This is a genomic window from Streptomyces sp. NBC_00984 (genome assembly GCF_045162475.1).
Lineage (GTDB): Bacteria > Actinomycetota > Actinomycetes > Streptomycetales > Streptomycetaceae > Streptomyces.
Genome location: NZ_CP108734.1, coordinates 6112874 through 6132121, shown reverse-complemented (window position 1 = coordinate 6132121; position 19248 = coordinate 6112874). Strand labels below are relative to the sequence as shown.

At 69.9% G+C, this 19248-nt stretch carries 18 protein-coding genes and 2 tRNA genes; 2 read left to right on the top strand and 18 right to left on the bottom strand.

What is annotated here, in order from left to right:
• Positions 1–13: 13 nt before the first annotated feature.
• The 6 genes from OG520_RS27390 to OG520_RS27365 form a co-directional block, all read right to left on the bottom strand.
• Entirely contained in the window at positions 14–859 is an 846-nt protein-coding gene (locus OG520_RS27390) for a DegV family protein (protein WP_406014971.1), read from the bottom strand.
• Positions 860–967: 108 nt separating this feature from the next.
• Positions 968–1687, bottom strand: a complete 720-nt coding sequence (locus OG520_RS27385) for a hypothetical protein (RefSeq protein WP_406014970.1) — start codon at positions 1685–1687, stop codon at positions 968–970.
• Positions 1688–1849: 162 nt separating this feature from the next.
• Positions 1850–4723 (bottom strand): leucine--tRNA ligase, encoded by a 2874-nt coding sequence (leuS, locus tag OG520_RS27380; protein ID WP_406014969.1) that lies wholly within the window; start codon positions 4721–4723, stop codon positions 1850–1852.
• A 381-nt stretch (positions 4724–5104) separates the two neighbouring features.
• Positions 5105–5177 (bottom strand) — tRNA-Ala (locus tag OG520_RS27375).
• Between the two features lie 141 nt (positions 5178–5318).
• Entirely contained in the window at positions 5319–5552 is a 234-nt protein-coding gene (locus tag OG520_RS27370; protein ID WP_093897076.1) for a hypothetical protein, read from the bottom strand.
• Between the two features lie 292 nt (positions 5553–5844).
• On the bottom strand, positions 5845–7296 hold the full coding sequence (locus OG520_RS27365; RefSeq protein WP_399326617.1) for an MFS transporter: 1452 nt from the start codon (positions 7294–7296) through the stop codon (positions 5845–5847).
• Positions 7297–7398: 102 nt separating this feature from the next.
• Between OG520_RS27365 and OG520_RS27360 the strand changes: the two genes are divergently transcribed.
• The gene (locus OG520_RS27360) at positions 7399–8274 is read left to right on the top strand and encodes a helix-turn-helix transcriptional regulator (RefSeq protein WP_406014968.1); all 876 of its coding nucleotides are present in this window, start codon (positions 7399–7401) and stop codon (positions 8272–8274) included.
• 42 nt (positions 8275–8316) lie between these two features.
• Here OG520_RS27360 and OG520_RS27355 read toward each other — a convergent pair.
• The 7 genes from OG520_RS27355 to OG520_RS27325 all read right to left on the bottom strand — a co-directional run bounded on the left by OG520_RS27355 (position 8317) and on the right by OG520_RS27325 (position 12569).
• Positions 8317–8389: transfer RNA gene (locus OG520_RS27355), tRNA-Ala, on the bottom strand.
• A 116-nt stretch (positions 8390–8505) separates the two neighbouring features.
• The gene (locus OG520_RS27350; RefSeq protein WP_399326842.1) at positions 8506–9159 is read right to left on the bottom strand and encodes a histidine phosphatase family protein; all 654 of its coding nucleotides are present in this window, start codon (positions 9157–9159) and stop codon (positions 8506–8508) included.
• On the bottom strand, positions 9156–9587 hold the full coding sequence (rsfS, locus tag OG520_RS27345; protein WP_093542624.1) for a ribosome silencing factor: 432 nt from the start codon (positions 9585–9587) through the stop codon (positions 9156–9158). The genes OG520_RS27350 and rsfS overlap by 4 nt, the downstream gene beginning before the upstream one ends.
• A gap of 114 nt (positions 9588–9701) precedes the next feature.
• Positions 9702–11492: an LCP family protein gene (locus OG520_RS27340; RefSeq protein ID WP_406014967.1), complete on the bottom strand. Its 1791-nt coding sequence runs from the start codon at positions 11490–11492 to the stop codon at positions 9702–9704.
• A gap of 19 nt (positions 11493–11511) precedes the next feature.
• Entirely contained in the window at positions 11512–12129 is a 618-nt protein-coding gene (nadD, locus tag OG520_RS27335) for a nicotinate-nucleotide adenylyltransferase (RefSeq protein ID WP_124717753.1), read from the bottom strand.
• A gap of 38 nt (positions 12130–12167) precedes the next feature.
• Positions 12168–12332 carry a hypothetical protein gene (locus OG520_RS27330; protein WP_177328009.1) on the bottom strand — a complete coding sequence of 55 codons (165 nt, stop codon included), beginning with the start codon at positions 12330–12332 and terminating at the stop codon, positions 12168–12170.
• A gap of 84 nt (positions 12333–12416) precedes the next feature.
• Entirely contained in the window at positions 12417–12569 is a 153-nt protein-coding gene (locus OG520_RS27325; protein WP_177328010.1) for a hypothetical protein, read from the bottom strand.
• A gap of 111 nt (positions 12570–12680) precedes the next feature.
• On the opposite strand from OG520_RS27325, the gene OG520_RS27320 reads away from it, so the two are divergent.
• Positions 12681–13826, top strand: a complete 1146-nt coding sequence (locus OG520_RS27320) for a M48 family metallopeptidase (RefSeq protein ID WP_266419337.1) — start codon at positions 12681–12683, stop codon at positions 13824–13826.
• Here OG520_RS27320 and OG520_RS27315 read toward each other — a convergent pair.
• The 5 genes from OG520_RS27315 to proB all read right to left on the bottom strand — a co-directional run bounded on the left by OG520_RS27315 (position 13738) and on the right by proB (position 19083).
• On the bottom strand, positions 13738–14880 hold the full coding sequence (locus OG520_RS27315; RefSeq protein WP_406014966.1) for a hypothetical protein: 1143 nt from the start codon (positions 14878–14880) through the stop codon (positions 13738–13740). The two genes, OG520_RS27320 and OG520_RS27315, sit on opposite strands and share 89 nt — an antisense overlap.
• 382 nt (positions 14881–15262) lie before the next feature.
• Positions 15263–15850, bottom strand: coding sequence for a hypothetical protein (locus OG520_RS27310; protein ID WP_406014965.1), 588 nt, complete (start codon positions 15848–15850; stop codon positions 15263–15265).
• Between the two features lie 73 nt (positions 15851–15923).
• Complete coding sequence (locus tag OG520_RS27305; RefSeq protein WP_406014964.1) at positions 15924–17207, bottom strand: glutamate-5-semialdehyde dehydrogenase; 1284 nt, start codon at positions 17205–17207, stop codon at positions 15924–15926.
• A gap of 146 nt (positions 17208–17353) precedes the next feature.
• The gene (locus OG520_RS27300; protein WP_399326633.1) at positions 17354–17854 is read right to left on the bottom strand and encodes a hypothetical protein; all 501 of its coding nucleotides are present in this window, start codon (positions 17852–17854) and stop codon (positions 17354–17356) included.
• 143 nt (positions 17855–17997) lie between these two features.
• The gene (proB, locus tag OG520_RS27295; RefSeq protein ID WP_406016577.1) at positions 17998–19083 is read right to left on the bottom strand and encodes a glutamate 5-kinase; all 1086 of its coding nucleotides are present in this window, start codon (positions 19081–19083) and stop codon (positions 17998–18000) included.
• Between the last annotated feature and the right edge of the window lie 165 nt (positions 19084–19248).

Genomic DNA, 19248 nt, shown 5'->3' with positions numbered 1-19248 from the left:
CGACCGGCCGAGATCAGCGCGGCGAGACCACTGCGCCGAGCAGACCGGGCCCGGTGTGCGCGCCGATCACCGCGCCCACCTCGCTCACATGCAGATCGACCAGACCCGGCACCCGTTCACGCAGCCGCTCGGCAAGCCGCTCGGCCCGCTCGGGCGCCGCCAGGTGGTGAACGGCGATGTCCACGCATCCGCTGCCCGCCCGTTCCGCGACGATCTCCTCCAGGCGCGCGATCGCCTTCGAGGCCGTCCGTACCTTCTCCAGCAGTTCGATACGGCCGCCTTCGAGCTGGAGCAGCGGCTTCACGGCGAGTGCCGATCCCAGCAGCGCCTGCCCGGCACCGATGCGACCTCCGCGGCGCAGATAGTCCAGCGTGTCGACGTAGAAGTACGCAGAGGTGCCCGCGGCCCGCTTCTCCGCGGCGGCGACCGCCTCGTCCAGGCTTCCGCCCGCCTCTGCCGTCTCCGCCGCCGCCAGGGCGCAGAATCCGAGGGCCATGGCAACCATCCCGGTATCCACCACCCGAACCGGAACCGGCGCGTCCTTCGCCGCGAGCAGAGCGGCGTCGTACGTACCCGAGATCTCGGCCGAGAGGTGCAGCGAGACGACGCCGGTGGCACCGGCCTCGGCCGCCGCACGGTACGCGGCGGCGAACACCTCCGGACTCGGCCGGGACGTGGTCACGGGACGACGCTTCTGGAGCGCCACCGCAAGGGACCGGGCCGAGATCTCGGTGCCGTCCTCCAGAGCCTGATCACCGAGGACGACGGTCAGCGGCACCGCGGTGATGCCGTGCCGCTCCATCGTCTCGGGCGGCAGGTAGGCCGTGGAATCGGTGACGATCGCGACATGGCGGGACATGAGCGGGAGGTTACCTGGCGAGTCCGTGTCTCGGCAGTCCGACCCCGACCGAATGACCTCTTCCGATGTCTTCGGACCGCGTCCGGTCACCGGCGGTCGTCGGACGTCTCAGTTCGTCGTTTCGGGCCGGGCCGCCTTCTGCCACGGGTATCCGGTCTGCAGTCGCGGGTCCGGGGCCGTGATCGCCTGGGCCACGCCGTCGGCCGGCCCGTTCCCCTGCCCCTGCCCCTGCTCACTCGCATCGGCCTGCGGCCGGCTCTGTCCCCGGACCGGCTCGTCCGTCTCCACCGTCCAGTGCCGAAGCGCCCCCGCCTCCACGTCGATCTGCGCGTTCAGCGCGTCCAGATCGTCGTCGATGAACTGCCGCGCCCTGTCACGGGCGGCCCACCGCAGCGAATCCGCGGAGTGCGTGATCCGCTCCGTACGCTGCTTCAGGCTCGGCAGCAGCGAGGCGACGGTCGCCCGGTCGGGTTCGCGCTCCAGCTTCTTCAGCTCTTCGTCCAGCTCCCGCCCGTGCACACTCAGCCGCTGGAAGAGGCCCAGCGACTCCGAGAGCGAGGCGTCCTCGGCGGCTCCCGCCCGCAACGCCTCCTGGGTGGCCCGCATGGATGTGCGCAGTGCCAGCCGCAACTGCGCCAGTTCTCCGCCCACACCCGCCTGGCCGTAGCTCTTCGCGCGCAGCGCGGTTTCCTCGACGGTGCGGCGCGCCTGGGTGATCGTACGATCCACACCGCGCTTCGCCGCGCCGATGGCTTTGACGCCCGCGTACACGCCCAGGGCCACGAACGCGAAAAAGAGCAACCCCAGAATCAGGATCACGGCTTCCATGAGCGCCCCTCGGATGTCGTTTCGGCTGCCGGTGCCGGCCCCTCCACCGTAAACGGAAAGGGCAGGCCGAGGGTTCCTTCGGAACCCCCAACCTGCCCGTAGGGGAATGCCCCCACACCGCCGCGCGGGCGCGGTCGGCGCCTCACCCAGGGCGGCGCGCCGTCACGCCGGGACGATATTGACCAGCTTCGGCGCCCGCACGATGACCTTGCGGATGCCCGCACCGTCCAGCGCCGCCACCACGGCCGGGTCGGCCAGGGCCAGCGCCTCCAGCTCCTCGTCCGTGATCGACGGGGAGATCTCCAGGCGCGCCTTGACCTTGCCCTTGACCTGCACGACGCAGGTCACGGTCTCGTCCACGACGTACGCCGGATCGGCGACCGGGAAGTCCTGGTGCACGACCGACTCGGTGTGGCCCAGCCTGCGCCACAGCTCCTCGGCGATGTGCGGTGCCAGCGGCGCCACCAGCAGCACCAGCGACTCGGCGACGGACCGGGACAGCGGGCCGCCCGACTTGGTCAGGTGGTTGTTCAGCTCGGTGACCTTGGCGATCGCCGTGTTGAAGCGCATCCCGGCCATGTCCTGGCCGACTCCGTCGATCGCCTTGTGCAGCGCACGCAGCGTGTCCTCGCCCGGCTCCGTGTCGACGACGGTGACCTCGCCGGTCTCCTCGTCGACGACATTGCGCCACAGCCGCTGCAGCAGCCGGTACTGGCCGACGACAGCGCGCGTGTCCCACGGCCGCGACACGTCCAGCGGGCCCATCGCCATCTCGTACAGGCGCAGCGTGTCCGCCCCGTACTCGGCGCAGATCTCGTCCGGCGTGACGGCGTTCTTCAGGGACTTGCCCATCTTGCCCAGGACGCGGCTGACCTTCTCGCCCTGGTGGTAGAACTTTCCGTCGCGCTCCTCGACCTCGGCCGCCGGGACCGCGATGCCGCGGCTGTCCCGGTAGACGAATGCCTGGATCATGCCCTGGTTGTACAGCTTGTGGAACGGCTCCGCGGACGAGATGTGCCCCAGGTCGTGCAGCACCTTGGACCAGAAGCGGGCGTACAGCAGGTGCAGCACGGCGTGCTCGGCACCGCCGACGTACAGGTCGACACCGCCGGTGGGCTGTCCCTCGCGCGGGCCCATCCAGTACTGCTCGATCGCCGGGTCGACCAGCTTCTGGTCGTTGTTCGGGTCCAGATAGCGCAGCTCGTACCAGCAGGAGCCGGCCCAGTTGGGCATGGTGTTGGTCTCGCGGCGGTACTTCTTCGGACCGTTGCCGTCGCCCAGGTCCAGGGTGACGTTGACCCAGTCGGCGTTCCGGGACAGCGGGGTCTCGGGCTGGGTGTCGGCGTCGTCGGGGTCGAAGGTGCGCGGCGAGTAGTCGTCGACCTCCGGCAGCTCCAGGGGCAGCATCGACTCGGGCAGCGGGTGGGCGATGCCGTCCTCGTCGTAGACGATCGGGAAGGGCTCGCCCCAGTAGCGCTGGCGGCTGAACAGCCAGTCACGCAGCCGGAAGTTGACGGTGCCCGCACCGACGCCGTGCGCCGTCAGCCACTCGGTGATCCTCGCCTTGGCGTCGACGACGCCCAGGCCGTCCAGCGAGATCTCGTCATTGGCGGAGTTGACCAGCTTCGCTTCGTACGAGCCGAAGGCGTCGTCCCACGTCGAGGGGTCCGTGCCGCGGTCGTCCGACGGCTCGACGACACAGCGCATCGGCAGCTCGAAGGCGCGCGCGAAGGCGAAGTCGCGCGCATCGTGCGCCGGTACGGCCATGATCGCGCCGGTGCCGTAACCCATCAGGACGTAGTCGGCGATGAAGACGGGAACCTTCTCGCCGCTGACCGGGTTGGTCGCGTACGCACCGGTGAAGACGCCGGTCTTGTCCTTGGCCTCGGCCTGCCGCTCCACGTCGGACTTGGCTGCGGCCAGCTTGCGGTAGGCGGTGACGGCCTCGGCCGGGGTCGCGTGTCCGCCGGTCCACACCGCATGGGTGCCCTCGGGCCAGGCGGCCGGAATGATCCGCTCGACCAGCTCGTGCTCGGGCGCCAGCACCATGTAGGTGGCGCCGAACAGGGTGTCCTGGCGGGTGGTGAAGACGGTGATGCTGCCGGCGCCGTCGACCGGGAAGTCGACGCGGGCGCCTTCGGAGCGCCCGATCCAGTTGCGCTGCTGCAGCTTGATGGCCTCGGGCCAGTCCAGCCCGTCCAGGTCGTTCAGCAGCCGGTCGGCGTAGGCGGTGATGCGCATGTTCCACTGGCGCAGCTTGGCCTTGAAGACGGGGAAGTTGCCGCGCTCGGAGCGGCCGTCGGCCGTCACCTCTTCATTGGCCAGCACGGTGCCCAGGCCGGGCGACCAGTTGACGGGCGCGTCGGAGGCGTACGCCAGGCGGTACTCGCCCAGGATGTCCGCGCGCTCGGCGGCGCTCAGCGCGCTCCAGTCACGGCCGTCCGGGGTGGGGCGTGCACCGCTCTCGAACTGCGCGACCAGCTCGGTGATCGGGCGGGCCCGGTCGGCCTCGGTGTCGTACCAGGAGTTGAAGATCTGCAGGAAGATCCACTGGGTCCACTTGTAGTACTCCGACTCGATCGTGGCGAACGAGCGGCGCTTGTCGTGGCCCAGGCCCAGTCGGCGCAGCTGAGCGGTCATGTTCTCGATGTTGGCCTCGGTGGAGACCCGCGGGTGCGTGCCGGTCTGCACCGCGTACTGCTCGGCGGGCAGGCCGAAGGCGTCGAAGCCCAGGGTGTGCAGCACGTTGTGCCCGGTCATCCGCTGGTGGCGGGCGAAGACATCGGTGGCGATGTAGCCCAGCGGGTGACCGACGTGCAGGCCCGCGCCCGAGGGGTACGGGAACATGTCCATGATGAACTTCTTCGGCCTGGCGGCCAGCTCCGGATCGCCCGCCAGGTCACCGGTCGGATTCGGCGCCTCGTACGTGCCCTCGGCGTCCCAGAAGTCCTGCCAGCGTGCCTCGATGTCGGCGGCCATCGCCGCCGTGTAGCGGTGCGGCGCAGCCGTCTCGGCTGCGGAATTCGTCTCGCTCATGATCCTCAAAGCTCCATCGATCGTCATCTGCCGGCGCCCATGTCTACGGACACGCGTCTACGGAAACGAAAAATCCCCTCGCACAGGAGGGGACGCCGCGCTGATTCCGACCAGGCATTCTCACCGGTCGGGACTGATCAGCGCGGCTCGCTAAGCAGAAGGCGTACGGCACGCATGGCGTCAGGGTACCGCACGGGCCCGGAATCGGGCCGGGCGCGACCGAACCATGGGCAGGGGGACGGGAGCGACCGTACGGCGGAACTCCCGGCTTTCCGGCAGGTCGAGCGGCGGGGGCGCAGGGCAACGGGAGGCACCGGCATACGCGTCACATACGAGAAGCGGGTCACCCTGTATGAGTGACCCGCTTCTCGTTCTTCACTGTGGAGCTAAGGAGAATTGAACTCCTGACCTCCTGCATGCCATGCAGGCGCTCTACCAACTGAGCTATAGCCCCGTGCTGCGTACCGCCCGGTTCCCCTGGCGACATCGAGAACATTACCGGTGACCCCGCCGGTCCACCAAATCGATTCCCACCCACGCCGATTTGACCGATTTTGCCGCATCTGGTTCGCAATCGGCGGAGGTGCTGAAGAGGTCAGGCCGTGGCGAAGGAGTAGAAGCGCTTGAGCGTGCAGTGCTCCTCCAGCAGCCGACCGTAGATCGGCTCCCCCTCCAGCTCCCGATAGGTCTCGATCGGGTCGCCCTTTATGACCAGCGCCCGCGCGCACTCCTCGCACCAGTACTGGTACTCCGGATTGATCGGATCCATGTCCCTGACGATGGGCGTACCGCTGCCGCACCAGTCGCATTTCCGCCTGTGTGCACCCATGGGTCAGCTCCGGCTTTGGCCGCGGGCGGTGCACACACGGAGAGCTCCACCGCTCCCGCCGGGCATCCGGGCGCCATCGGACGGACCGGAGGCACGGTGGCCTGCGCGGGCGCGGCTTCCGGCGGTTGCGGGAAATCCTGGAACGGGGAACTCACGAACAAGGAGCAGGTCCGGGACCTCGTGGCGGCTCGCAGGCATCGCGCGCTCCCTCCCGTTCGGTCCGTCGCCCCCTCCGGCGCTCCGATTCTGCCATGACCCCGCAAGGGGGGCAGCCCGCCGGAGTTCCGGCCGCTCACCGACGCCGTACGAGACCCGCCGCCGCGCCTGCGGTCGCGGCCACGGAGAGCCCGAGGGCGCATATCCACAACGCATGCCCCGACCCCTGCGCCCCTTGCGTATCAAGGCGGTTGAGATAGAGCGTGCCGAACGCGGCGACCCCGGTCAGCTGACCGAGTTGGGTGACCGTCACCAATACGCCGCTCGCGTCGGCCGCGTCGTCAGGACGTACGTCCGCCAGCGCCCTCGTGAGGGTGGGACTGAAGCCCAGCGCCAGACCGACGCCCATCACCGCAAAGGCCGCATACAGTGCGGGCCCACCGTCACCGCCGCCACGCATCAGCAGCCCGACCGCCACGGAGGCGACGGCCACGAGCACGAACCCGCCCGGCACCAGGGCCCTTTGGAGCCCCGCGGGCCACCGTCTCCAGGTCAGCCCGGTCGCGCCGAATACCAGCGCAGTCGGTGCGAACATCAGCCCCGCACGCAGCGGCGAGTAGCCCAACCCTCCCTGGACGTGCAGCGTCATCGCGAAAAGGAAGCCCGCGTTGATCGCCATCACCAGGAGAATGCGCAGCGCCGCTCGGGCGATGCCGGGAACGCGCAGCACCCTGGGTGCGATCAGGGGCGCACCACCGCGCGCGGCCAGCCGTGACTCGTATCCGACGAAACCGGCGACGAACCCCGCGGAGGCCGCCAGGCAGACCCGGGACCAGACCGGCCAGCCCAGTTCCTGCCCGAGCACCAGGGGGACGGTGAGCAGCGTGACGGCGGCGGCGAGCAGCACCAGCCCCGGCAGATCGAGCCCGCGGGCCCGCGCCTGGACCCTGCCGGGTGCGGTGCGCGGTTCGCGCGGCAGCACACGGATGCCGAGCACCAGCAGAACGAGCCCGATCGGCACGTTCACCAGGAAGACCGGCCGCCAGCCGGCGCCGAACAGATCGGCGCTGACCAGCACTCCACCGACCACCTGCCCGGCAACCGCCCCGGTGGCGAGCACCGCGCTGTAGGCACCGAGCGCCCGCATCCGTGCCTCACCGGTGAAGTGGCGCTGGATGAGGCTGAGCACCTGCGGAATCATCACCGCCGCGGCTCCGCCCTGCACCAGCCGGAAGGCGATCAACTGCCCGGATCCCGCCGCGAGTCCGCAGGCCAGCGAGGCCGCGGTGAAGACCCCGAGCCCGGCCAGATGGGCCCGGCCGTGCCCGAACAGGTCACCGAGCCTGGCACCGGTGATGAGCAGCACGGCGTACGTGATGGTGTAGCCGGCCACGATGAGCTGCAACCCGGCGCCGGAAGCGCCGAGTTCGCTCTGGATCGTCGGGGCGGCGACATTGACGATGAAGATGTCGAGCAGTGCCATGAACTGAGCCGCGAGGACCAGGGCGAGCACTCTCCCGGAGCGGTTGTCAGTGGTGGGGTCTTTACTGGTTGCGGAACGTGGAGTTGCCTCGGAGGCCGTCGTCATGACATCGAGCCTGGCCCCGGCCGCATACGGGTAACGAGAGCCCACTGATGCTGGTACCGACAGCACCTGGCAACTCCCCTGCGGGGCACCGATCATGAGGATGTGACTACGGTGACGACACATCAGTCGGCGCATCGGGCGGGCCGGCACCGGCGGCGTCCGGAGCTCGCGGCCTTTCTGCGCAATCGCCGGGCGCGGGTGACCCCCGCCGATGTGGGCATGGCACCCGGACTGCGCCGCCGCACCCCGGGCCTGCGCCGCGAGGAGGTCGCGCAGCTCTCCGGCGTCGGTGTCACCTGGTACACCTGGCTGGAACAGGGCCGTCCGATCAACGCGTCACCGCAAGTGCTGGACGCCGTGGCACGCACGCTCCGGCTGGACGCGTCGGAGCGCGAACACCTCTACCACCTGGCGGAGGTGGCCTGCGCACCCGGCAGGCAGGACGATGTCGTCGAGGTGGGGCCGGAGATCCAGGGCATCATCGACGCGCTCGATCCGCACCCCGCCGTGGTCTACAACACGAGATACGACGTCCTGGCCACCAACCCCGCCTATCGCGACCTGTTCGCCGTCCCCGAAATCATGGGAACGGGGATACGCAACGTGCTGTGGACGCTGTTCACGATGTCCGAGGAGTCCTGTCCCGTCGTCCACCGGGCGCAGGAGCTGCCGATCATGGTGGCCACGCTGCGGGGCGCGTACGGGCGCCATACGGGCGAGCCCGCCTGGGAGTCGTTCGTCGAACAGCTCTCGGCCGCCAGCCCGTACTTCGCCGAGCTGTGGCGCAGTGGGAACGTCGCCCTGCCCGGACCGCGGGTGAAGACCTTCCGGCACTGGGCGTCGACCGGGGAGATACGGATGACCTCGGTGTCGCTGTCCGTCAATGGGCTGCCGGAGTGCCGGATCGTGGCGTACACCCCGGCCGACGAGGAGAGCAAGGAGCGGGTGGCCGCGTTGCGGCGGCGCCGGGAGGGGTGAACGCAAAGATCCCGCCCCCTGCCGGGGACGGGATCTTGATTGTGGAGCTAAGGAGAATTGAACTCCTGACCTCCTGCATGCCATGCAGGCGCTCTACCAACTGAGCTATAGCCCCGCTGTTCACTGTGTTTCTCTGCGTTTCCGCGCTGCGAACAAGAAGAACTTTAGCCTGTGACCTGCCAGAAAGTGAAATCCGGCCGAGAGGTCCGACCCTGATCCGCCGGACAGGCCCTAGGTGTCGTCGCCGAGCACCGGCTCGGGCAGCGTGCCGGCGTTGTGCTCCAGCAGGCGCCAGCCTCGCGCGCCCTCTCCCAGCACCGACCAGCAGCAGTTGGAGAGCCCTCCGAGGCCTTCCCAGTGGTGCGCCTCCAGGCCCAGCAGCCGGCCGATGGTGGTGCGGATGGTGCCGCCGTGGCTGACCACGACGAGCGTGCCGTTCTCGGGCAGCTTGTCGGCGTGTCCGAGCACGACCGGGGCTGCGCGGTCGGCGACCTCGGTCTCCAGCTCACCGCCACCGCGGCGCACGGCCTCGCCACGCTTCCACGCGGCGTACTGCTCGCCGTACTGCCCGATGATCTCCTCATGGGTGAGGCCTTGCCAGGCGCCCGCGTAGGTCTCGCGCAGTCCCGCGTCGTGCGCGACTTCGAGGCCGGTGATCGCGGCGAGCTCGGCGGCGGTGGCCGCCGCCCGCTGCAGATCGGAGGCGACGATCGTGTCCGGCTTCAGCGAGGCCAGCAGCCGGGCGGCCCGCTGGGCCTGTCCGACTCCGGCCTCGGTGAGCGCGATGTCCGTGGAGCCCTGGAACCTGCGCTCCAGATTCCATGCCGTCTGGCCGTGGCGCCAGAGAACGATCCTGCGGCCCCTGCCGCTTCCGCTGCCGTTCAGCTCTGCTCACCTTCCGTGCTGCCGGTGAGCCGGGCGTGCTCCTCGGCCTTTCCGCGAGTCTTGACGGCGTCCTCGGGAAGCGGGATCTCGGGGCAGTCCTTCCAGAGGCGCTCCAGCGCGTAGAAGACACGCTCCTCGCTGTGCTGGACGTGGATGACGATGTCGACGTAGTCGAGGAGGATCCAGCGCGCGTCGCGGTCGCCCTCGCGGCGTACCGGCTTGGCGCCGAGCTCCTTCTGGAGCCGCTCCTCGATCTCGTCGACGATCGACTTGACCTGGCGGTCGTTGGGGGCCGAGGCCAGGAGGAAGGCGTCCGTGATCGACAGCACGTCGCTGACGTCGTACGCGATGATGTCGTGCGCGAGCCGGTCGGCGGCCGCCTGGGCGGCGGCGTTGATGAGCTCGATGGAGCGGTCCGTGGCGGTCACATGCAGGCTTTCGTCGGCGGTCAGATAGACCTCTAGGGTCTCACGGACCGCCGACAGCCCACGCAGCGAATGTTCGAAGATCGAATCGACATCATCCGGGCGGCCGGACGCGGTTCATTTGATCTTGTAGTTCTGGCCGAGCAGGACGGACACATCGGCGTTCGCGGCGGGCTTGCCCTGTTTCACCGCGTCCGCCGGCAGGCCCAGGGTCTTGGCTACCTGCGTCGCCTTCTCCTTGTCCGCCGCGGTCTTGTAGACGACCTCGGACAGTGCCACGGTTTCGGCCGTTCCACCGCCGACGAAGGTGTAGCCGCCGTTGACCAGCTTGATCCGAACGGACTCCGTGCTGTCCTTGTTCCCGGTGGCGTTCTTGACGCCGACCCGCACCGCCGCGTCCGCGTCCGGAGCCTTGACCGTGCCGCCCAGGATGTCCTTGACGACGCTCTCGGTGGCCGCGTCGGTGAGTGATCCGTCGGCCTGCACCGGCAGCAGCGCCGTCTTGTAGTCGCCGACCTTGGCGTGCTGGGCGAGCTTCGCCAGGGAGGCGCCCAGGTCCTTCTCGGGAAGCGACGGGTCGAGGATCTGTGCCAGCGTCTGCACGGTGACCGTGGCGGCCTTCGGGTCGTCCGAGATCTTCCGCAACACGCCCCGCATGACCTCCCCGAACCGCATGAGCTGCTTCGTCTCGGCCTCGCCCGGCCCCCGGTAGGTGGCGTACGCGACGGCCATCCGGCCGCTCAGGGTCTGCGCCTCGCCCTTCTTCACCAGGGGGGAGGCGCCCTTCTTCGTATCGGGCACCTCGGTGTCGGTGTCGACCTCGATGTTGCCGACCAGATCGACGAGGGTCTCCAGGTACGGGGTGTCGAGCCGCCACGTGCCGCTGATATCGGTGCCGAGCAGCGTGCCGATGGAGTCGCGGGTGCCGGTGGCGCCGTCGTCCTCGACGGACTTGCCGAGGGTGGTCGTGGCGCCGTCGTCGTCGGCGACCGCGAGCGAGTTGGGAAGCAGGACCGTGGTGCCCTGTTTGGTCGTCACATTGTCGACGAGCAGCGCCGTGGAGGTGCCGCCCTTCTTCGTGTTGTGCAGATGGACCACGATGACGTCCCGCTGCTGCGGGCCCGTCGTCGCCGTGTTGTCCTTGTCCGAGCCGGACAGGCCCGGAATCTTTCCGGCGGACCAGAGGTAGCCGACACCGCCGACCACGACCAGGGCCACCACGACTATGAGCGCGACCATGCGGTGGCGGCCGCGACGCCGTGCCTCCTCGCGCCGCTCACTGCGGCTCTCGGTGAACTTCAGCCAGTCGATGACGTCTTCGGAGTCCTCGTCGGGCTCCTCGATGAAGGAGAACTGCTCGGTGCGGTAGTCGCGGTCGGCGCGGCGCTGCCCGGGGACGGCCGCGTCCGGCTCCGCGTCGGCGCCGGACCCGGGCGCGGGCTCGGGTACGGGCACGGGTTCCGGCGAGGCCGGTGCGGGTGCGGGTGAGGGCGGGGACGGCTGCACGGCCGCCTGCTGCGGGATGTTCCACTGCTGGGTGGTGTCGACCGCGGCGGGCTGCCGGCCGGTGTCGTAGCCATAGCCCTCGTAGCCGCCGTATGCCTGCTGTTGGGTCTGCTGCGGCTGCTGGGGCGCATACGGGTCGTACGCCTGCGGCTGGACGTGCTGCGGCTGCTGGGGCTGGGACTGGGCGTACGGGTCGTAGCCGTACCCCTGGTCCGCCTGTTGCGGCTGCTGATGAGGCTGATGAGGCTGCTGGGTCTGCTGCGGCTGCTGGGGCGCATACGGGTCGTACGCCTGCGGCTGGACGTGCTGCGGCTGCTGGTACACCGGCTGCCCGTACTCGTCGTAGCCGATGATCTGCGGCTGCTGGTAGTACGGGTCGTACGGATTCTGTCGGTCGTTCACCGGTGCCCCTCTGCGTCGCTCATTCGCCGCGGTACAGCTGGCGCTTGTCGATGTAGCGGACCACACCGTCCGGCACCAGGTACCAGACCGGATCCCCCTGCGCGACCCTCTCACGGCAGTCCGTGGACGAGATCGCGAGCGCGGGAACCTCCACGAGGGAGACCCCGCCCTCCGGCAGCCCGGCGTCCGTGAGCACATGCCCCGGCCGCGTCACACCGATGAAGTGGGAGAGCGAGAACAGTTCGTCGGCGTCCCGCCAGGTGAGGATCTGGGAGAGCGCGTCGGCACCGGTGATGAAGAAGAGGTCCGCGTCGCCGTGGATCGCGCGCAGGTCCCGCAGAGTATCGATGGTGTACGTGGGTCCGCTGCGGTCGATGTCGCTCCGGCTGACCGAGAACTGGGGGTTGGACGCCGTCGCGATGACCGTCATCAGATATCGGTCCTCGGCCGGGGAGACGTGCTTGTGGCTCTTCTGCCACGGCTGCCCGGTCGGAACGAAGATCACCTCGTCGAGGTGGAACTGGGCGGCCACTTCGCTGGCCGCCACCAGGTGTCCATGATGAATCGGGTCAAACGTCCCGCCCATCACGCCGAGTCGGCGCTTTCCGCGGCCGGTAGGCACTTCCTGCTCTCCCATGCGTGCAGAGCCTACTGGCACAGCTGTACGCCTTCGCCTCAGCGGTCGCGGTTGAAGCGAGTGGTGATCCAGAGCAGGAGCAGCAGCGCGACGAACGCACCGCCCCCGGTGAGATACGGGCTGAGGCTTTCGTGGTTGCCACCGTGCTCGCCGCCCTCGGAGGCGAGAGTGACCAGCTGGTGCGCGGTGCTCGTGAGGCTCATCTTCGGCAGGACCTATCGATCGGGAGTCGGAAGGAAGACGTCGCGCACATCGTATGCGGGAGCCCCGGGCACGCTCACGCCGACTCAGTCGTTGTTGTCGTCGTTGCGGTATCCGCGGAGCAGGAACCAGCCGAGCAGTACGGCTCCGACGAGCGAGGCGAGCAGCACGATGCGAAGCGTGTTGCCGGGCCCCTGCTCCCCGGACGCGGCGGCGAGCAGAGCAACGGTATGCGGCATGTCGGGCGTCTCCTCAGTTATCCACAGCCCCCCGCACACCGTAGCCCCAGCACCTACGCTGGGATTTGTCAGGGGGGCGAGCGACATCTCGTACGAACAGGGGGCCCATTCATGACCGAACGCAGCCACGAGAGCCACGAGAACGTGCCGAGCAGGCAGCGCAGGCGATTCGCAGGGATCTCGTCCCGGGCCTACGAACACCCGGCGGACCGCTCGGCCCTGGTGGCCCTGCGCAAGCTGAGCGGTTTCGACACCGTGTTCAAGACACTGAGCGGCCTGCTGCCCGAGCGCAGTCTCCGACTGCTCTTCCTCTCCGACTCCGTCCGGGTGAGCGACGCGCAGTTCGCCCACCTCAACGACATGCTTCGGGACGCCTGTTACATCCTGGACCTGGAGAAGGTCCCTCCGATGTATGTCAACCAGGACCCGCAGCCCAACGCCATGTGCATCGGCCTCGACGAGCCGATCATCGTGGTGACGACGGGGCTGGTGGAGCTGCTCGACGAGGAGGAGATGCGGGCCGTCATCGGCCACGAGGTGGGACACGCGCTCTCCGGCCACGCGGTGTACCGCACGATCCTTCTGTTCCTCACCAGTATCGCGCTGAAGGTCGCCTGGATACCGCTCGGCAATGTCGCGATCATGGCGATCGTGACGGCGTTGCGCGAATGGTTCCGCAAGTCCGAGCTGTCGGCCGACCGTGCCGGGCTGCTCGTCGGCCAGGATCTGCAGGCGTCGATGCGCGGTCTGATGAAGATCGCGGGCGGCAATCATCTGCACGAGATGAACGTGGACGCCTTCCTCGCCCAGGCCGACGAGTACGAGAAGGGCGGCGATCTGCGCGACTCGGTGCTCAAGATCCTCAACCTGCTGCCGCGCTCGCACCCGTTCACCACGGTGCGCGCGGCCGAGCTGAAGAAGTGGTCCGAGACCCGCGACTACCAGCGGATCATGGACGGCCACTACCCGCGGCGCGACGAGGACAAGGACACCTCGGTGACCGACTCCTTCCGGGAGTCCGCGGCCCACTACGCGGACACGGTGCGCTCCAGCAAGGATCCCCTGATGAAGCTGGTCGGCGACATAGCGGGGGGCGCCGGGGACCTGGGCGGCAAGCTCCGCGACAAGTTCACCGGCCAGGGCGGGGGCTCGGCCGGCAAGGGCGGCGCTACGGACGGCTCCGCGGACTCTGCGAGGCCGGAGGAGCCGGGGAACCCTGATGGACCGGGGACCGGGTCGGGGCCTGCGGGGAGCTGACCGCCAGGGTTCCGCAGAGCGCCGCGGTGGGCCGGCCCGTGGCGTACGGGTCGGTGCCCGCGGGGCCGCGGGAGGCGGCGTGCTGTCCGGCGAGCAGCGGTCGCAGCGCACCGGTGGTGTCCGCCGGGCACGCCTCCGGTCCGGCCTGGACGTAGCTGGTGCGCAGCTCCGCCCGGTGCAGCCGCAGGTCCTCCCGGTCGAAGCGGAAGTGCAGCTCGCGCCGTACGGTGAAGAGCGAGGCGCCACCCGCCTGTTGGGGTCCCGCGACGGCCGGGCGGAGCGTGTAGGTGAAGGTGTGGTCCGACACCACCTCCAGCGTGTCGGACCCCTCCTCGGTGTAGCTCAGGGTGCCGCGGACCCGGATGTCCGGACCGGCCAGTGCCACCTTCGCCGGGTCGAACCGAACCAGCCACCCGGTCGCGGCATGCTGCCCGTCGTCCTGCGGCCGGTTCATGCTGCGCTCGAACTGGGCCGTCTGATCCGGACCGAGCAGCATTTCCACCGGGCGCACCGCGGCGCCGGTGAGAACGTCGGGGTCGAGCGAGGAGGCCACCAGATAGTCCTTGACCGTGGTCAGGGCGGTCTCCACCTGGCTCTCCGAGAAGTTGTCCGTCCGCCTGACCGCCGGCAGATTGATGCCTGCGGCACCTGTTCCGAAGTGTGCGGCGGGGCTCTTCGCGAGGAGGGCGGCGGCGGTTCCGCCCGGTACGGCGCCCTGCGGCGCCAGGGGTACGACGGTCGACCTCAGCGGCTCGGCCCGTCTGCCGGCGGGCGCCTCGTAGGGGTGGCGAAGGCCCATGTACACGGCCATTCCGAAGGCCAGGGCGATCAGCAGGACCAGGGCGATGGCGGCTCTGGATCCGGTGCGCAGGCGCCGGGCCGGCAGGCTGCGTACGGCAGGGGCGTGGTCCTCCATGCGCTCCTGGGCGGAGAATTCCTGCAGCCGGGCAGCGCGCACGAACGACTCGTCGAAGACGAGTGACCGGTACTCGTCCTCACCGCCGCCCGCCGGACTCTCGGGCGGACCTTCTGGTGGTTCTCCGCGGCCTGCCATGACTTCTCCCGACTCCACGTCACCGACCGGGGCCGAAACGCTTCGCTCTGCTTCGGCCGATCGGCTTCGGACAGGGCCTGCCCGTCATGAGTTCGTATGACGTCGCACGACTGCGCATGTACGGACGAGTGAGAAGCCCCCTCGAAGAGAGGGGTCACACCTTCAGGGTAGGTCGATTACGACCGGGGTAAACGCCCAGCCGCGAGAGAACCGCGGGAGAACCGGCCGGGAGTCCCGCCAGAGCCCGTGGGCGCGCCTTCAGGGCGTGCATGAAATGCGAAGAGAGTGGGGCATACAAGGGTATTCGCGGATACACCGGCACACCGGGTACGCGTGGGCATGCGCCGACGCACGAGAGCCCGGCCCGCTGCCGGCGCGCGCCTCAGCCCGTACGGGGGAACGCGGACACCGTGGGGCGCAGATAGCCCGTGGAGGCCGATGGAGCGGGGCCGGGGGCGCTGTCCACGCCGGTCGTGGCGGGCGGCGGGGCGGGGTCCTGGCGGCTGCCGGACGAGTTGCGGTAGACGGCACTGAAGGCCAGCGCGACCATGCCGATGCCCATCAGCACGGCGAGCAGCCAGGCCACCGGCCGGTGCCAGCGCGCCGCACCCCGGTAGGGCCGCAGAGCGCCGCCGTGGCGCCCGTAGGGGCCGGTGCCGTACACGTCGTCATCGGGGTCCATCGGATCGCCGTAGGCGCTCTGGCGGCCGTACGCGCCGGGGCCGTACCCCTCGTCGTAGAGGTCCTCGTCCATGGGGCCGCCGCCCGCCAGCGCCCGGGAGGCCTCGGCCTCGGCACGCGCCTGGGCGGCTGCCAGCAGCCGTTCGACGGCGGTCGGCTCATGGATCTCGGCGGCCCGTACGAAGTCCTCGTCGAACACCACGGAGGCGAAGTCCTCGTCCGCGCCCCCGCGGTCGTCGTCGGGCTCCCAGCCGTCCGGGAACGGCCTGCCCCCCACGTCGTCCGGCACGGCTCCAGACTAGCCCCGCCGGGTCGTTCTGGGCAGGGCAGGGAGCCCGCAAACATTCACCGAACCCGGAAGGTCACCGCACGTGGCCGTCGCCCGTGACGATGTACTTCGTCGAGGTGAGCTCCGGCAGGCCCATCGGGCCCCTGGCGTGCAGCTTCTGCGTGGAGATACCGATCTCGGCGCCGAATCCGAACTGACCGCCGTCGGTGAAGCGGGTGGAGGCGTTCACGGCCACCGTCGTGGAGTCCACCAGTTGGGTGAAGCGGCGGGCCGCGGCCTGGGAGGTGGTCACGATCGCCTCGGTGTGGCCGGAGGACCAGAGGCGGATGTGCGCGACGGCCGCGTCCAGCGACTCCACGACGGCCGCGGCGATGTCGTAGGAGAGGTACTCGGTCTCCCAGTCCTCCGGCGTCGCCTCCACCACGGTGGCCTTGGAGCCCTCGGCGTATTCGAGCACCCGCTCGTCACCGTGCACGGTCACGCCCGCGTCGGCCAGTGCGTCCAGGGCGCGCGGCAGGAACTGCGCGGCGACGTCCTTGTGGACCAGGAGCGTCTCGGCGGCGTTGCAGACGCTCGGGCGCTGCGCCTTGGAGTTGATCAGGATGTCCACGGCCATGTCGAGGTCGGTCTGCGCGTCCACGTACACATGGCAGTTGCCGGTGCCGGTCTCGATGACCGGCACGGTGGATTCCTCGACCACGGTACGGATCAGCGAGGCGCCGCCGCGCGGGATGAGGACGTCGACGAGGCCGCGGGCCCGCATCAGTTCGCGTACCGAGTCACGGTTCTCGCCCGGGACCAGCTGCACCGCGTCGGCCGGGAGCCCGGAGCCGCCGACCGCGTCGCGCAGCACCCGTACGAGTGCGACGTTGGAGGAGTACGCCGAGGACGAGCCGCGCAGCAGGACGGCGTTGCCCGACTTCAGGCAGAGGACCGCGGCGTCGACCGTCACATTGGGCCGGGCCTCGTAGATGATCCCGACCACGCCGAGCGGCACCCGGACCTGTCGCAGGTCGATGCCGTTGGGCAGGGTCGAGCCGCGGACGACCTCGCCGACCGGGTCGGGCAGCGCCGCCACGTCCCGCACATCGGCGGCGATGGCGCGGATCCGTTCCGGGGTGAGGGTGAGCCGGTCGATGATCGACTCGCTGGTCCCGGCCTCGCGGGCGCGGGCGACGTCCTCGGCGTTGGCCGTGACGATCTCGGCCGTCCGCACCTCCAGCGCGTCCGCGATCGCCAGCAGCGCGTCGTCCTTCGCCGCGCGCGGCAGCGGCGCGATGTCGGCGGCGGCGGAGCGTGCCCGGTAGGCCGCCTGGGCGACCGGGGACATGTTGTCGTACGGCGAGAGCGTGGTCATGCCCGCAGGGTAGTGCGCACACTGCGGGCATCCGTCACTTATCCCGTGATGCGAGACGGCCGTACTGCGGGACAGCCGTACTGCGGGACAGCCGTGCTGCGGGACAGCCGTGGTGCGGGACGGCCGCCCCGGCAGCGGGTGTCCCGTCAGTACGGGTGCACTCCGACCGGAGCGGCCGGGGGCGGCCCGTACCCCTCGGCGATGCGCTGGTGGTACGTCTCGCGGTCGATGACCTCCAGGCCGACGATCTCCCAGGGCGGAAGCCTGGCCGTGGAGCGGTGTTCGCCCCATAGCCGCAGCGCGACGGCCGCCGCGTCGTGCAGGTCGCGGGCCTCTTCCCAGTATCGGATCTCCGCGTGGTCGTTGGCGTACCTGCTGGTCAGCAGGAAGGGATGGTCGTGTGCGAGCTGTTCGAGTCCGCGTCTGATCTCACTCAGCGGAGTGGCGGCTCCCGAGACGCTGAGCGTGATGTGCCACAGCTTCGACGGGGTGCGTTCCTCCTTCACCACCGTCTGCTCGGGCCGGGTGGTCCGGTCGTCCCCTCGCTCCGTGGTCCGGCTCCTGTCGAAGCCGGAACCTGCTCCGACGCTGGTCAGGGCTCGGCCACCCGTTCCTCGGGGCGGCGCCCCCGGGCGCGCTCGTCTCACCGGCGGCCTCCTGTGAATGCGATTGCAGTGCTGTACCCCGCTGTTTCCCCGCTACAAAGTTGACCAGTCCGCGGCCGGGGATGGGGCGGTTTTCGTGAAGGTCTCTGCCCCAAGACTGGACTTTCAGCCGTTTCAGGGGTTTGTCAGGTGCGCAGTACGACCAGATCGTCCCTGTGTACGACCTCGCGCTCGTAGGCCGGACCGAGCTCCCGCGCCAGGTCGCGGGTGGAGCGGCCGAGCAGCTGCGGGATCTCCTTGGCGTCGAAGTTGACGAGTCCGCGGGCCACGGGCCGGCCTTCGAGGTCGCGCAGCTCCACCGGATCACCGGCGGTGAACTCGCCCTCGACCGAGGCGATTCCGGCGGGCAGCAGCGAGCTGTGGCGTTCGACGACCGCCTGCACGGCCCCGTCGTCGAGGGTCAGTGAACCCTGCGGGGTGGAGGCGTGCGCGAGCCAGAGCAGCCGGTCCGCCGAGCGGCGTCCGGTGCGGTGGAAGTACGTGCCGGTGTCGCGTCCGGCCAGGGCGTCGGCGGCCCGGCTCGCCGAGGTGAGGACGACGGGGACCCCGGCGGCCGTGGCGATCCGGGCGGCCTCGACCTTGGTGACCATGCCGCCGGTGCCGATGCCCGCCTTCCCGGCGCTGCCGATGGTGACGCCCGCGAGATCCTCGGGGCCGGCCACTTCGGCGATCCGCGAGGTGCCCGGGGTGCTGGGGTCGCCGTCGTAGAGGCCGTCCACGTCCGAGAGGAGGACCAGCAGGTCCGCGCGGACGAGATGGGCGACGAGGGCGGCGAGCCGGTCGTTGTCGCCGAACCGGATCTCGTCGGTGGCGACGGTGTCGTTCTCGTTGACGACCGGGAGCGCGCCCATGTCCAGGAGCTGGTCGAGGGTGCGGTAGGCGTTGCGGTAGTGGGCGCGGCGGCTGGTGTCGTTGCTGGTGAGCAGCACCTGGCCGACGCGTACGCCGTACCGTGCGAAGGAGGCGGTGTAGCGGGCGACGAGCAGTCCCTGGCCGACACTGGCGGCGGCCTGCTGTCTGGCCAGGTCCTTGGGCCGACGCAGCAGTCCGAGCGGGGCGAGCCCGGCCGCGATGGCGCCGCTGGAGACGAGCACGATCTCGCGCTCCCCGCCGCTTCTCACCTTGGCCAGTACGTCGACGAGCGCGTCGACACGGTCCGCGTCGAGGCCACCCGCCGCGGTGGTGAGGGATGAGGAACCGACCTTGACCACGATCCTGCGGGCCTCTGTGACGCCCTGCCTTGCCCTTGACACTTCCATCCCCAATGATTCGGCCTCGCCAGCCCCCGCAATCTACGCGAGCGGCGAAAACGGCGCCTGTGCGTTCCGCCCTCTGGACCACGTCCGCCGCACCCGTGATCACGGCCGGCGGGCCGT